Raw genomic sequence first — 13,228 nt, forward strand, 5'->3', positions numbered from 1 at the left:
GCGTTCGCTACGCTCTCGCACCATGTCAGATACGCCGGACTTCCGGGGCGAGACCATCGACGCGATAATCGGTCATGCCGGCCGCGCGACCCTGCCCTTCAAACGAGCCAACCGCGACGAACAGCACGCCACCGCCTTCTGGTTCAACGACCTCGTGGAGACCACCTCCGAGGGGGAGTTCGTCCGGCAGTTCCTCGTGACCGCGAGTGAGCCGACGAAGGTCGAGATGGCCGAGTTCACCCTCCGGCACGACCTGTGCGCACCCGTGCCGAGCTCGGAGAACTTGATGATGCTCGACTTCGCCGGGGGGTGGACCCATCTCGACGGCCTGGGAGTCGCGGTCATGCCCACCGGCGGGCTGCACGCGCACGGCGCTCGCAAGGGGTGGCACTGGACGACCGACGAGATCACCGACGGCATCGCAGCCGGGCCGGAGGACATCGCGGGCCTCGGTCCGAACCCGGTCACGGCCTATCTGCTGGGCCACGACGTCGGTACCGGGAAGCGGCCCGCACGCGATCAGGCTGTCGTCCTCGGCGAGGTCACCCGCACCGGCGACGGCAGCGTCCATTGGGCGGGAACCCTGCCGCAAGGCTGCGTCGGCGCACCGGTGTTCATCGACGTCCCCCTCGACGGGAACAGCTTCAAGCTGGTCTGCGTCGGGGTGGCAGTGCCCGGAGAAGACGGCCACCACACGATCGCGCCCTTCGACCGGATCCGTACCGCCCTGCGCGCCCTCGGCCAGGTCACCGCACCCGTCCTCGCGGTCACCGAACCCCCTGCCCAGCCGCGCGAACCGAAGCGTCGCTGGTGGCAGCGGCGTGGCTGATCAGCCCCTCGTCGAAGGACGGAAGACCACGGGTGACCTGGCCGAACGCCTTCGCGGGAATTCACGGGAAACGGCCGTGCACACGGCTCGCCGGGGCTGATCGTCGCCGTCCGCTCGCGGTGCACATGCCCCAACGGCGCGGCACGGGACAGGAGAAGACCGCAAGAGACGGCACGGGACAGCAGGAGACCGCACGGGACGGCGCGGCTCAGCGCTCCAGCCGCGCGACCCGTCCCTTCTCGCCGGAGGCCCAGCAGCCCAGGTCCGCGGCGCAGTCCACGGTGTCGTACGAGCCGGTGTCGAGGGTGCGCCAGGTTCGGCCGCCGTCGGTCGTCAGGTCGGTGCCGGTCGGGCCGACCGCGAGGGCGGCGGCAGGGCTGTGCGGAAGCCAGGTGACGCCGGAGCGGTAGGCGGGCGGGGGCCGGTCCGCGGCGGTCCAGGTGCGGCCTCCGTCGGAGGTGGTCGCGGCGGCCTGCGGTGAGGCCTGGTCGGCGCGGTAGTCGCCCCCCACCACGAGTCCGTGGACGCGGTCGCGGAAGGCGAGGGCGAAGACACCGCGCGCCGGATCGCCCGCGGGGACCGGTGTGTCGGCGGCGGTCCAGGTCAGTCCGCGGTCAGCGGAGTGCAGCACACGCGCGCGTGCGCCTCCTCCCGTGGCCAGCCACACATCCCGGGGCCCCGAAGCGACCAGGCACCGGCCGCTCGCGGCGAAGCCGGCCTCGCCCTCCTGCGCGGCGGGCATCCCGCCGCTGGGCAGCACCTTCCAGGAGCGGCCGCCGTCGCTGGTCGACAGGATGCGGAACCTGCCGTCCACCGGATCGCTCATCGCCAGACCATGACGCCGGTCGAGGAAGGTGAGGCAGTCGTAGAAGGCCTTGGGATCGGTGTTGCGGAAGGACTCGGTCCAGGTGGCGCCGCCGTCCTCGGTCCGGTAGACACGGGAGGCCTCGCCCTCGCCGATGGCCAGGACCACCGCACGCCGCGCGTCGAACGCCTCGATGTCGCGGAACTCCAGGTCCGCCGCCCCGGGCGGCGACACGTTCCGCCAGAGCGCGCCGCCGTCGGCGGTGCGCAGCACGGTGCCCTTCGAGCCGGCCACCCACGCGGTGGCCCCGCTGACGGCCGACAGTCCACGGAAGCGGACGTCCCCACCACTGTTCTTGAGAGTCCAGCGCGGGGTCCGCGCCGCCTCGCGGTCCGCCTCGTGCGCCTGCGCGGGTGCCGCCACCGCGAGCGCCGCGGCGAGTGCGGCCGCCCCCAGTCCCACGCCGACCGTCCGACTCGTACGTCTCGTCTTCCCCAAGACCCTCATGGCGGGCGAAGTTAGTCCACTCCCCCGATGGCGTCCATATGGCGTCCATATGGCCTCCCGCGGGAACCTCGGGGCCCGCCCGGGTGTCCTCTTCGGTGTCGGGTGGGTTCGGATTGGAAAGGGATCACCAGGGCCGGGGGAAAGTGGATCTACCCGGTGCATGACTTCGGTGACAGAGGTCACTCGGCTCAGAGGTGCACGCGCCGGGTCATTCTTCCGTCTCTTCAATTGACCGGCTTCATCCGCCCGGAGTTCGTTCAGCCGTCACAAGGGAGCAAGGCGTTGTCCACCGTCATCGAGCAGCCCGTAGAGGCCCGCCTCGTCGCCGCCGCGCCGCGGATGCCGAGCATTCCCGCCACGCTCCACTACGACCGGACCGACCCGTTCGCGGTCCGCATGACCTTCCCCGCACCCGCCACGCTCGAAGGCGTGGAGGTCTGCTGGACCTTCGCCCGCGAACTGCTCGTGTCGGGCCTCGACGACTCGGTGGGGTACGGAGACGTACGGGTGCGGCCGTACGGATACGACCGCACCGTCCTGGAGTTCCACGCCCCCGAGGGCACCGCCGTGGTGCACGTCCGCTCGGGCGAGGTGCGGAACTTCCTGCAGCAGACCACGGAGCTCGTGCCGGCCGGCCTGGAACACCTCCAGGTGGACCTGGACCACGATCTCGCGGAACTCATGCGGGGCAGCTGCTGACCCGGCGCAGGTCCGTTCAGCACCTCAACCGACATGGCCCAACAGGGCGTTGAGCCCGGCGTAGTCGAGCTCGCCGGTCGGCGTGCGGCAGGTCCCCGTGCCCAGCAGTTCCCGCGCGGCACGCCGGACGAGGGCGTACGCGGCCACCGCGATGCTCGAACCCGCACTGATCCGGGCCACCCCGAGGGCGGCCAGCTCGTCGACGGACGGCGCTCCGGGACCCACCAGGATGTTCAGGGGGCCCTCGATGCCCTCGACGAGTGCCTTCACGGTCACCGGGTCGACGGTTCCCGGGACGAAGACGCCGTCGGCTCCCGCCGCGAGGAAGGCGGCAGCCCTCTCCAGGGTCTCCTCCACCCCGCCCGCGCCGCGCAGGAACGTGTCGATGCGGGCATTGACGAACAGCGGTACGCCCGCCGCGTCGGCGGCCGCTCGGGCCGCCGCGACGCGCTCGGCCTGTTCGTCCACCGGGCGCAGCGGCCCGGCGCCCTCCGTGTGGAGGGCGTCCTCGATGTTCACGCCCACGGCGCCCGCCGCGAGCACCGCGCGGACGGTGTCCCCCACGCCCTGCGCTTCGGGCGCGTAGCCGCTCTCGATGTCCGCGCTGACCGGCACCCCGACCGCGGCGGCGATCCGTGCGACGGCCGCGAGGGCGCCCTCCCTGTCCAGCTGGTCCCCGTCCGCCGCGCCCAGGGCCCAGGCCAGCCCCGCGCTGGTCGTCGCCACCGCCCCCGCGCCGGCCTCCTCGACGATCCGGGCGCTCGCCGCGTCCCAGGCGTTCGGCAGGACGAGCGGGCGGCCGGGCACGTGCAGGGCACGGAAGGCGAGGGCTGTTTCGCGGAGCTGCTCGGTGTTCGTCATGACCGGAAGCCAAACACGGGCCGCGCGACGTGGCTGGCAGGAATCCGACATCTGGGCGGGGAGCGCGTGTGAGCGTGTGAGTGTCCGGGAGACCGCGTTCCCGGTGCGCGTACCGCCGTCCGGGGGTTCGCGCGGCCGAAGTCGCGCCACTGTCCGGGATCCCCGTGCTCACGGACGGCCCCCGCGGGAACTCGCGTTCCCCGGGGCGCCTCGGCCAGGGTCCGGTCAGTTCGCCGTGGTCACGGTGGTGGCCGACGCCGTCGTGGCCGCCACGCTCACGGCCGTACGGACCTCCTGGACGACCTTCCTCAGGGCCGGGGCCGCCGCGCCGCTGCGTTCGGTGAGTTCGTCGATGCGAGCCTTGTGGAACCTGCGCTCCTTGGGCGACGCGAGGGTGCGGAGCTCGGCCGCGGTGGCTAGGGCCACGAGGGCCGCGTCGCGGTCACGGACATCGGCGACGGGCACCGGCCCCTCCAGCACCTGTCGCGCCTCCGCGCGCAGGGCCTGAACGGCGGGCACCCGGTCCAGCTCGTACTCCACGGAGGGGAAGAAGCCGAGGACCCGCTTCCTCCGCGCCCGCAGATATCCCTCGGCGACGAGCTGGGCACGTACGGCGTCCAGAGTGACCCTGGCCCGCGACGTGACCCAGGGCTTCCATCTGCGCGGCCGGGACTCCGCCACGAGCTCCAGGAGCCCGTCGAGAACGAGGTCCCCCGTCCGGGAGTCGGCGTCCACCGGGGTGACGATGCCGTCGTCGTCGACGAGCAGCCCACGCTGGGCGAGCTCGGTGAGGGCTCCGGCCCGCACCAGGTGATGGAGATGGGTCGACCCGGTGATCCTTCGTTTCGTGGTGTCCCAGGCCAGGAGGTAGAGCCGGGCGGGCAACGAGAGCGGGCCGTTCGGCACGAGGTCTCCTAGGTTCGTCGGGGGGCGCGCGTTAATCCTTTGACAGCCCACAGGGCCGCCCCTACGGTGTACAGCGGTTCTGTTGCCGTCGAATGGAGAAGGACGTTGCTCGTCTGAGGTCTGAGACACCGCGTCACGCACAGCCGGATCTGTGATCTGTCCGGCCCGCGTGTGCGCTGCGTGCGACCTCGGCGTTCGAGCCGTCCTTGGGTACGGAGCCTTCTTCTCGCTCTCCTCCGACTTCTCGCTCTCCTCCGAACTGGATCGTCGTCGCCTCGCGGTGTCCCGTACGCGTACCCCCGACCGCATCCAGCAATCGCGAGGCACTCATGTCAGCGTCCCCCACATCCATCACCTGCACCTCCCTGTCCTTCGCCTGGCCGGACGGCACCGAGGTCTTCGACGGCCTCCAGATCGCCTTCGGACCCGGCACCACCGGGCTCGTCGGCGTCAACGGATCGGGCAAGTCGACCCTGTTGAAGCTGATCTCCGGAGAGCTCACCCCCGCCGACGGCACCGTCCGGATCGCGGGCGAGGTGGGCCATCTGCCGCAGAGCGTCACCCTCGACACCGCCCTGCGGGTCGACGAGGCACTCGGCATCTCCGCCGTCCGCGCCGCCCTGCACGCGATCGAGGCCGGCGACTCGGCCGAGGAGCACTTCGACGTCATCGGCGACGACTGGGACGTCGAGGAGCGGGCCCGCGCCACCCTCGGCGAACTCGGCCTCGGACACATCGAGTTGGACCGCACGATCGGCGAGGTGTCCGGCGGCGAGTCGGTGCTGCTGCGGCTGGCCGCACTGCTGCTGAGCCGGCCCGATGTCCTCCTCCTCGACGAACCCACCAACAACCTCGACCTGTACGCGCGACAGCGCCTGTACGCGGCGGTGGAAGCCTGGTCCGGGGTCATGATCGTGGTCAGCCACGACCGCGAACTGCTGGACCTGGTCGACCAGATCGCCGATCTGCGGTCGGGAGAGGTCACCTGGTACGGCGGGAACTTCTCCGCGTACGAGGAGGCGCTCGCGGGCGAACAGGAGGCGGCGGAGCGCATGGTGCGCGTCGCCGAGTCCGATCTGAAGAAGCAGAAACGCGAACTGGTCGACGCGCAGGTCAAGTTGGCCCGGCGCAAGCGGTACGGCCAGAAGATGTTCGAGCAGAAGCGCGAGCCGAAGATCGTCATGGGTGCGCGCAAGCGGGCGGCCCAGGAGTCCGCGGGCAAGCACCGCGTCATGCACGAGGAGAAGCTCAGCGAGGCGAAGGAGCGTCTCGACGAGGCGGTGGAAGCCGTACGGGACGACGACGAGATCCGGATCGACCTGCCGTACACGGCCGTACCGCCGGGGCGCACCGTCCTCACCCTCGACCGGCTGCAGCTGAGGTACGGCACACGGGTGGACGGCGTTCTCGATCTGCGCGGACCCCAACGGATCGCGCTGATCGGGCGCAACGGAGCGGGCAAGACGACGCTCCTCCGGACGATCGCCGGAGAGCTGGACGCCGTTTCCGGTGAGGCCCGCGCCCACGTTCCCCTGCGTTTCCTGCCACAGCGGCTCGACGTTCTCGACGACGCGCTGACCGTCGCCGAGAACGTGGCCCGGTATGCGCCCGCCGCCACCAACAACCGGATCCGGGCCCGTCTGGCCCGCTTCCTGTTCAAGGGCGCGAAGGCCGACCAGCGGGCGGCGACGCTCTCCGGCGGTGAACGCTTCCGGGCGGCGCTCGCGGCCCTGATGCTGGCCGATCCCGCGCCGCAGCTCCTGATGCTCGACGAGCCGACGAACAACCTCGACATGGCGAGCGTCCGCCAGCTCACCACGGCCCTGGAGTCGTACGAGGGTGCCCTGATCGTCGCCAGCCACGACATGCCCTTCCTGGAGTCGATCGGCATCACGCGACGACTGCTGCTGGAAGGAGGAGAACTGAAAGAAATCGCCTCGGAAACTGTGGGGTATTCCTCCTAGTGCGGAAGGTGGGGGCGGCCTAGCGTCGGGGGTGGGTGGTGCCCGGCTTCAGGCCGGGGGCTATTGCGCGCGCGAACCGCGCTGCATGATGTTGCGCCGACACCCCCTGCCGATTCGGAGACCACCCGTGCCCAGTCAGAAAGCGCTAGTACGCCGGCCCAGCCCCCGCCTCGCCGAGGGGCTGGTGACGCACGTGGAGCGCACGACGGTGGACGTCGACCTCGCGGTCGAGCAGTGGGAGGCGTACACCGAGGCGCTGCGCACGCACGGCTGGGAGACCGTGGAGGTGGACCCGGCCGAGGACTGCCCGGACTCCGTGTTCGTCGAGGACGCCGTCGTCGTCTTCCGCAACGTCGCCCTCATCGCCCGCCCCGGCGCCGAGTCCCGGCGCGCCGAGACTCCGGGGGTCGAGGAGGCCGTGGCACGCCTCGGCTGCTCGGTGAACTGGATCTGGGAGCCGGGCACCCTCGACGGCGGCGACATCCTGAAGGTGGGCGACACGATCTACGTGGGTCGTGGCGGCCGCACGAACGCGGCCGGGGTCCAGCAGCTGCGGGCGGTCTTCGAACCGCTCGGGGCGCGGGTCGTCGCCGTTCCCGTCAGCAAGGTGCTGCATCTGAAGTCGGCGGTCACCGCGCTGCCCGACGGAACGGTGATCGGGCACGAACCGCTCGTGGACACCCCCTCGCTCTTCCCGCGCTTCCTGGCCGTACCGGAGGAGTCCGGGGCGCACGTGGTGCTCCTCGGCGGCGGCAGGCTGCTGATGTCGGCGAGCGCCCCGAAGACCGCGGAACTCCTCGCGGACCTCGGCCACGAACCGGTCCTGGTGGACATCGGCGAATTCGAGAAGCTCGAAGGCTGTGTGACATGCCTCTCGGTACGGCTTCGGGAGCTGTACGGCTGAACGAGTGACCGAGACATCCGTCCGGCCCTGGAGCCTCGACGCCGAGGGGCTCCCCCGGCACGGGCCGGAAAAAAGGACGGGTCCTCGCCTGTAACACCGCTGATCAGCGACCTTTACAGGGCTCTTAACCTACGGTGTCGTAACCTACGGAGACGTAGCCTACGATGCCGTAGGTTAGCTTTTCCGCTCGTTGTCCCGTCCCTCCCTGGAGCACCCGTGACGATCACTTCTCCTGACCTCGGCAGCCCGGCAGCAGCCTGGACCGACGCTCGCCTGCTGTACGCGCTGGAGGAAGTGGTCGAGACAGAGCTGAACCGCCACCTGAAGGTCGCCAAGGACTGGATGCCGCACGAGTACGTGCCCTTCAGCGACGGCCGCAACTTCCCCGGGATCTTCGAGGACGGCGAGGCCTGGGACAAGGAGCAGTCCAAGGTCACCGAGATCGGCCGCATCGCGCTGGTCGTCAACCTCCTCACCGAGGACAACCTCCCGAGCTACCACCACGAGATCGCCTCCCTCTTCGGCCGTGACGGCGCCTGGGGCACCTGGGTGCACCGCTGGACCGCGGAGGAGGGCCGGCACGGCATCGTGATGCGCGACTACCTGCTCACCTCGCGCGCCGTGGACCCGGACAAGCTCGAAGCGTTCCGTATGCAGCACATGAGCGAGGGCTTCGAGTCGGACAACCGCCACTCGATGCTGCACTCCGTCGCGTACGTCGCCTTCCAGGAGCTGGCGACCCGCATCTCGCACCGCAACACCGGTCACCAGTCGGGCGACCCGGTCTGTGACCGCATGCTGGCGCGCATCGCGACCGACGAGAACCTTCACATGGTCTTCTACCGCAACCTCCTGAAGGCCGCGTTCGAGCTCGCCCCCGACCTGACCATGCAGGCCGTCCGCGATGTCGTCGTCAACTTCCGGATGCCCGGCCACGGCATGCCCGGCTTCGAGCGCATGGCCGCGCAGATGGCCATCGGCGAGGTCTACAACATGCGTATCCACCACGACGACGTGCTCCAGCCCGTGCTGCGCCACCTCAGGGTCCTGGAGATGGACGGCCTCGGCCCCGAGGGCCTCAAGGCCCAGGAGGAGCTCGGCTTCTTCATGGGCGGTCTCGACTCGGAGGCCTCGAAGTTCGACGAGAAGCTCGCCGCCCGCAAGGCCCGCATGGCGGCCCGCGCGACCGCGTAGCTCCGCCCGCGATCGTGCGGCTCCGTAGGTGAGCCGCACGAGCACGCGGCCCCGCGCCTCGCCCCCGGCTCACGCCGCCCCGCCTCCCGCGGGGACGTGATCCGGGGGCTCGCGCGTGTCGGGACCCGCGTCGGTCGGCGAGGTGCCCGGCGTCCGGGTCGGCGACGCGGTCCACGGTCGACTCGGCGTCGCGTCCGACGGACTCCGCAGCCGCCACGACGCCGATCCCCCGCTCGTGGGGGCCGTCCGCGTCGAGTTCCTCCGGCACCGGGCGCAGTTCGTCCACGTCCCCTACGCGCAGGACGAGTTCGCGCACGCGGGCGCGAGCGGCGCGGATACGGGTACGGAGGCGGGGACGGGTACGGGTACGGAGGCGGATCGAGAGCGTCGAATCGAGAGCGTCGAGCGGGCTTTCGACGATCCGCCGCGGGTCCGGCCCATGGGGGATCGCACCTGTCGGCGGTGGGGCGGCGACCCGGTCCACCGGTGCCCGCGACGGGCGCCCGCCGCGTCAGGTGGCCGCGGGTGACACGCTCCGTGTCATTCCATGGCGCGCCGCAAGCCCAGGCGCTCCTTCTCGGAGAGACCGCCCCACACGCCGAAGCGTTCGTCGTTGCTCAGCGCGTAGTCGAGGCACGCGGAACGCATCGCGCACATCCCGCAGATGCGCTTCGCCTCGCGCACCGAGCTGCCCGGCTCGGGAAAGAAGAAGTCCGCCCCCGTCTGCGCGCACAACGCCTGCTCCTGCCAGGCGAGGTCGGACGGAGTAATGGTTTCCGAGTACATGCTCACGATCGTGCCTCGCGGCGAAAAACGTTCGATCAACACGGGATCAACGCCACGTTCCAAGGCCCCCGGCGGCCTCGATGATGGCCCTGGGGGAGGGTTCCGGGCACGGCGGCGCGCGGGAAGGACGAGAACAATACGAAACGCGGCGGCACCGAGAGTAAGCGCGTCGGTCGCTTCTGGGCGGCTTGCGCGTCTCGACCCCGATTGTCAGTGGGCGGTGGAAGACTCGGCACCAAAGGCAACGGGACCCCTCAAAGGAGGGCAATCATGCTCACCACTCGCTTTGTCAACGGTGCCCCGAACTGGCTGGATGTCGGCACAGCCGACATCGATGGCGCCACCACCTTCTACGGAGGCCTCTTCGGCTGGCAGTTCCAGTCGGCAGGACCCGACGCCGGGGGCTACGGCTTCTTCCAGGTCGACGGAAAGACCGTGGCCGGCGGTATGCAGATCACCGACGAGCAGGGCCCGCCGTCCTGGAACGTCTACTTTCAGACAGCGGACGCCGAAGCCACGGCCAAGGCGGTCGAGCAGGCCAAGGGCACGGTACTCATGCCGCCCATGGACGTGATGGGCGAAGGCCACATGGCCATGCTCGCCGACGAGGCGGGCGTGACCTTCGGTATCTGGCAGCCGGGCCGGACCAAGGGTCTGGGCATGGCCGGTGACCCTGGCTCGCTGTGCTGGGTCGAGCTCTACACCCCGGACATCGCGGCGGCCGCCGCCTTCTACGACTCGGTATTCGGGTGGAACACCTCGGCGGTCCCGTTCCCGGGCGGCACCTACACCTGCGTCAACCCCGCCGGGACCGAGGAGGAGAGCATGTTCGGCGGTGTCATGCCGCTCGCCGACGACCCGGTCGAAGCGAAGACCGGTGCGTACTGGCTGCCGTACGTCGAGGTCCCCGACACGGACGCCGTGGTCGCCAAGGCCCAGGAGCTCGGCGGCACGGTCCGTATGCCCGCGACGGACATGGAGGGCGTCGGCCGTATGGCCAAGCTCGCCGATCCGTACGGGGCACGCTTCGCGGTGATCAAGAGTGCGCCGCAGCAGAGCTGACGCCCCCGATCGGCGGGCCCCCGCACACGGGACCCGCCGGTCACCGTCACCCTCACGCACCACCGCCGAGGACCGAGGTCCTGGGCGACCCGGGCCCGCACCGGTGAAGTGAGGGACCTGCGCGGAGCCTGCCGGACCGGCGCGGAGCCCGCCGGAGCTACGCGGAGACCCGTCGCACGACCGTCGTCGGCAGGACCACTCCGGAGGGCTCGGACACCGGGTCCTCCGCCTCCGTCCCACCTTCCAGGCCACGGATCAGCAGTCGCGCCATCAACCGGCCCATTTCCTCTATGTCCTGACGAATCGTCGTCAGCGGCGGATCCGTCTGCTCGGCGATCGGCAGCATGTCGTCGAAACCGATCACGGCGACGTCCTCGGGCACCCGCCGTCCGTGCTCACGCAGCACGCGCAGCACGCCGAGGGCCGACAGGTCGTTCCCCACGAACACCGCGTCGACGTCGGGGCGGCGCTCCAGCAGCTCCCGCATCGCGCGTTCGCCGCCGGCGGGGGTGAAGTCGCCCTGCGCGACGAACGCCGGATCGGCGTCGGGCAGGACGTCCCGGAAGCCGTCCAGCCGGTCGACCGCGGAGGTCTGGTCGAGGGCACCGGTGATGTGGGCGACGCGCGTCCGCCCGAGACCGAGGAGATACCGAACGGCCTGCCGCGCACCGCCCCGGTTGTCGCAGTCGACGTAGACCGCCTCGCGGACACCCGCGCCCCAGCCGGGCCGCCCGCCGAACACGGTCGGCACGCCCGCGCCGTGGATCAGGCCGGGCAGCGGGTCGTCGAGGTGCAGCGAGAAGACGAGGGCGCCGTCGACATGGCCTCCGGCGAGATAGCGGGCGACGCGGGCATGGTCGTCGCGGCCCTCCGTGAGCAGCAGTACGAGCTGCGAGTCGTTCGCTGTCAGTTCCTTGCTGATGCCCCGGAGTTGGAGTGCGAAGAAGGGGTCGGCGAAGACCCTGGTCTCCGGCTCGGCGATCACGACGGCCACCGCGTCGTGGCGCCGGGTGACGAGGCTGCGGGCGGCCTGGTTCGGCACGTACCCGAGTTCTTCGACGGCCCGGCGCACCCGTTCGGCCAACGGCTCGCGGACCCCGTCCCCACCGTTCACGACCCGCGACACGGTGGCCCTGGAGACCCCGGCCCGCGCGGCCACGGCCTCCAGCGTGGGGCGCGACGCTGTCTCGGTCACCTCAGGGCACCTCCTCGGCGGATGCGGATCAGGATAGCCGCGCGGCCGCTCGGTCCGTGAAAGCGCTCCCCGATCACCGAGAACGGCTCGAACGGATCACGTCGAAGAGTCCGGGACGAGAGGGCGGCCCAGGCGCACCGGGCGTCCAGGCCGAGAGGACGGGCACCGCTCGAATCCATGCGCCGGGCGGCCTAAACCGCCCCGCCGCGACGGGAGTTGGTGGCGGGCGGCTTCGGGAATACTGCTCACCTCGGCCCGACACCCCCACAGGTCCCGACCCCACAGGAGACGTGCGCACCTCACCGGGAGCCTACGACGCAGGGCTCCTGCCACACGGGGATCGAGCCGTGCGGCGACCATGCCATGCGGAGACCATGCCCCATGGGTGATCCGGCCGCCGGTGATCAGCTGCTCGGCGGCTGAGCGTCCTCGTGTCTGGCGCGGCTCGGCTGTACGCGCTTGGGCTCGCCCGGCATCTTCGGGTACTCGGGCGGGTACGGGAGATCGCCGAGACCGTGGTCGTGCTCGTCGCGGCTGGCGAGTTCCAGCAGGGCCTCCAGGGAGAAAGCGTGGTCATCCATGTCCGCGTGCACATCGCCGAGTTCGGCGAAGCGCCCCGGCATGGTCGCCAGATCGAAGTCCCGGGGTCTGGCGTCCTCCACCTCGTCCCAGCGCAGCGGCGCGGAGACGGGGGCGTGCGGGCGGGGGCGTACGGAGTAGGCGGAGGCGATGGTGCGGTCCCGCGCGGTCTGGTTGTAGTCCACGAAGATCTTTTCTCCTCTCTCCTCCTTCCACCACTCGGTGGTGACCCGATCGGGCATACGGCGTTCGAGCTCGCGCCCGACGGCGATGGCGGCCCGGCGCACCTGGGTGAAGGTCCAGCGCGGCTCGATCGGCACGAAGACGTGCAGCCCGCGGCCCCCGGAGGTCTTGGGCCAGCCCCGCAGATCGCCGTACTCGTGCAGGACCTCGCGCAGTTCGTGGGCGGCGCGCACCGCGTCGGCGTAGTCCGTGCCGGGCTGCGGGTCGAGGTCGATGCGCAGTTCGTCGGGGCGGTCGACGTCGTCGCGGCGGACCGGCCAAGGGTGGAACGTGAGCGTGCCGAACTGGGCGGCCCACAGCACGGCGGCGGGCTCGGTCGGGCACATCTCGTCGGCGCTGCGACCGCTGGGGAAGGTGATGTGGGCGGTCGGGATCCAGTCGGGCATGTTCTTGGGGGCCCGCTTCTGGAAGAAGGACTCGCCGGTCACTCCGTCCGGGTAGCGCTCCAGCGTGGTGGGGCGGTTGCGGAGGGCGCGCAGGATGCCGTCGCCGACGGCGAGGTAGTACTGGGCCAGATCCAGCTTCGTGAAGCCGCGCTCCGGGAAGAAGATCTTGTCCGGGCTGGACAGACGTACGCTCCTGCCCGCCGCTTCGAGTTCCACCGCATCGCCCATGCGAGCCACGGTAGGCGCAGCACGCGGACCGCGCTCACCGGGCGGATGCCCGCGCCGCCACGCAGAATCGAAGCCTGGTT

The 13,228-nt window shown here is 70.9% G+C and carries 13 protein-coding genes; 7 read left to right on the plus strand and 6 right to left on the minus strand.

Translation table 11 applies throughout. The features are described 5' to 3' along the window. Positions 1-22 precede the first annotated feature (22 nt). A complete protein-coding gene (locus ACFYW8_RS25465; protein WP_389080339.1) occupies positions 23-829 on the plus strand; it encodes a hypothetical protein in 807 nt (268 codons plus the stop codon). A gap of 208 nt (positions 830-1,037) precedes the next feature. On the opposite strand, the gene ACFYW8_RS25470 is transcribed toward ACFYW8_RS25465, so the two are convergent. Then, the gene (locus ACFYW8_RS25470) at positions 1,038-2,141 is read right to left on the minus strand and encodes a WD40/YVTN/BNR-like repeat-containing protein (RefSeq protein WP_389080342.1); all 1,104 of its coding nucleotides are present in this window, start codon (positions 2,139-2,141) and stop codon (positions 1,038-1,040) included. A gap of 282 nt (positions 2,142-2,423) precedes the next feature. Here ACFYW8_RS25470 and ACFYW8_RS25475 point away from each other — a divergent pair, with 282 nt between their 5' ends. Beyond that, a complete protein-coding gene (locus tag ACFYW8_RS25475) occupies positions 2,424-2,840 on the plus strand; it encodes an SsgA family sporulation/cell division regulator (protein WP_365869670.1) in 417 nt (138 codons plus the stop codon). A 24-nt stretch (positions 2,841-2,864) separates the two neighbouring features. Here ACFYW8_RS25475 and ACFYW8_RS25480 read toward each other — a convergent pair whose 3' ends face one another. Both ACFYW8_RS25480 and ACFYW8_RS25485 read right to left on the minus strand, forming a co-directional pair. Further along, entirely contained in the window at positions 2,865-3,701 is an 837-nt protein-coding gene (locus tag ACFYW8_RS25480) for an isocitrate lyase/phosphoenolpyruvate mutase family protein (RefSeq protein ID WP_389080347.1), read from the minus strand. A 225-nt stretch (positions 3,702-3,926) separates the two neighbouring features. Next, complete coding sequence (locus tag ACFYW8_RS25485) at positions 3,927-4,607, minus strand: GPP34 family phosphoprotein (RefSeq protein WP_365869668.1); 681 nt, start codon at positions 4,605-4,607, stop codon at positions 3,927-3,929. Between the two features lie 329 nt (positions 4,608-4,936). Between ACFYW8_RS25485 and ACFYW8_RS25490 the strand changes: the two genes are divergently transcribed. The 4 genes from ACFYW8_RS25490 to ACFYW8_RS25505 all read left to right on the plus strand — a co-directional run bounded on the left by ACFYW8_RS25490 (position 4,937) and on the right by ACFYW8_RS25505 (position 9,198). After that, positions 4,937-6,571: an ABC-F family ATP-binding cassette domain-containing protein gene (locus tag ACFYW8_RS25490; protein ID WP_389080351.1), complete on the plus strand. Its 1,635-nt coding sequence runs from the start codon at positions 4,937-4,939 to the stop codon at positions 6,569-6,571. Between the two features lie 127 nt (positions 6,572-6,698). After that, positions 6,699-7,475: a dimethylargininase gene (gene ddaH, locus ACFYW8_RS25495; protein WP_365869666.1), complete on the plus strand. Its 777-nt coding sequence runs from the start codon at positions 6,699-6,701 to the stop codon at positions 7,473-7,475. Positions 7,476-7,691: 216 nt separating this feature from the next. Further along, complete coding sequence (locus ACFYW8_RS25500) at positions 7,692-8,669, plus strand: acyl-ACP desaturase (protein WP_365869665.1); 978 nt, start codon at positions 7,692-7,694, stop codon at positions 8,667-8,669. Between the two features lie 115 nt (positions 8,670-8,784). Continuing rightward, positions 8,785-9,198, plus strand: coding sequence for a hypothetical protein (locus ACFYW8_RS25505; protein ID WP_389080355.1), 414 nt, complete (start codon positions 8,785-8,787; stop codon positions 9,196-9,198). Positions 9,199-9,209: 11 nt separating this feature from the next. On the opposite strand, the gene ACFYW8_RS25510 is transcribed toward ACFYW8_RS25505, so the two are convergent. Further along, a complete protein-coding gene (locus tag ACFYW8_RS25510) occupies positions 9,210-9,455 on the minus strand; it encodes a WhiB family transcriptional regulator (RefSeq protein WP_365869663.1) in 246 nt (81 codons plus the stop codon). Positions 9,456-9,725: 270 nt separating this feature from the next. Between ACFYW8_RS25510 and ACFYW8_RS25515 the strand changes: the two genes are divergently transcribed. Further along, positions 9,726-10,517, plus strand: a complete 792-nt coding sequence (locus ACFYW8_RS25515) for a VOC family protein (RefSeq protein WP_389080359.1) — start codon at positions 9,726-9,728, stop codon at positions 10,515-10,517. 157 nt (positions 10,518-10,674) lie between these two features. Here the strand turns inward: ACFYW8_RS25515 and ACFYW8_RS25520 are convergent, their stop codons facing one another. Both ACFYW8_RS25520 and ligD read right to left on the minus strand, forming a co-directional pair. Next, positions 10,675-11,712, minus strand: a complete 1,038-nt coding sequence (locus ACFYW8_RS25520; protein ID WP_365869661.1) for a LacI family DNA-binding transcriptional regulator — start codon at positions 11,710-11,712, stop codon at positions 10,675-10,677. Between the two features lie 404 nt (positions 11,713-12,116). Then, the gene (ligD, locus tag ACFYW8_RS25525; protein WP_365869660.1) at positions 12,117-13,148 is read right to left on the minus strand and encodes a non-homologous end-joining DNA ligase; all 1,032 of its coding nucleotides are present in this window, start codon (positions 13,146-13,148) and stop codon (positions 12,117-12,119) included. Between the last annotated feature and the right edge of the window lie 80 nt (positions 13,149-13,228).

The sequence above is a fragment of the Streptomyces sp. NPDC002742 genome, from assembly GCF_042888885.1.
Lineage (GTDB): Bacteria > Actinomycetota > Actinomycetes > Streptomycetales > Streptomycetaceae > Streptomyces.

Coding starts and splice junctions, on each gene's coding strand:
- ACFYW8_RS25465 (WP_389080339.1), top strand. CDS start 23: ATGTCAGATACGCCGGACTTCCGGGGCGAGACCATCGACGCGATAATC.
- ACFYW8_RS25470 (WP_389080342.1), bottom strand. CDS start 2,141: ATGAGGGTCTTGGGGAAGACGAGACGTACGAGTCGGACGGTCGGCGTG.
- ACFYW8_RS25480 (WP_389080347.1), bottom strand. CDS start 3,701: ATGACGAACACCGAGCAGCTCCGCGAAACAGCCCTCGCCTTCCGTGCC.
- ACFYW8_RS25490 (WP_389080351.1), top strand. CDS start 4,937: ATGTCAGCGTCCCCCACATCCATCACCTGCACCTCCCTGTCCTTCGCC.
- ACFYW8_RS25510 (WP_365869663.1), bottom strand. CDS start 9,455: ATGTACTCGGAAACCATTACTCCGTCCGACCTCGCCTGGCAGGAGCAG.
- ACFYW8_RS25515 (WP_389080359.1), top strand. CDS start 9,726: ATGCTCACCACTCGCTTTGTCAACGGTGCCCCGAACTGGCTGGATGTC.
- ligD (WP_365869660.1), bottom strand. CDS start 13,148: ATGGGCGATGCGGTGGAACTCGAAGCGGCGGGCAGGAGCGTACGTCTG.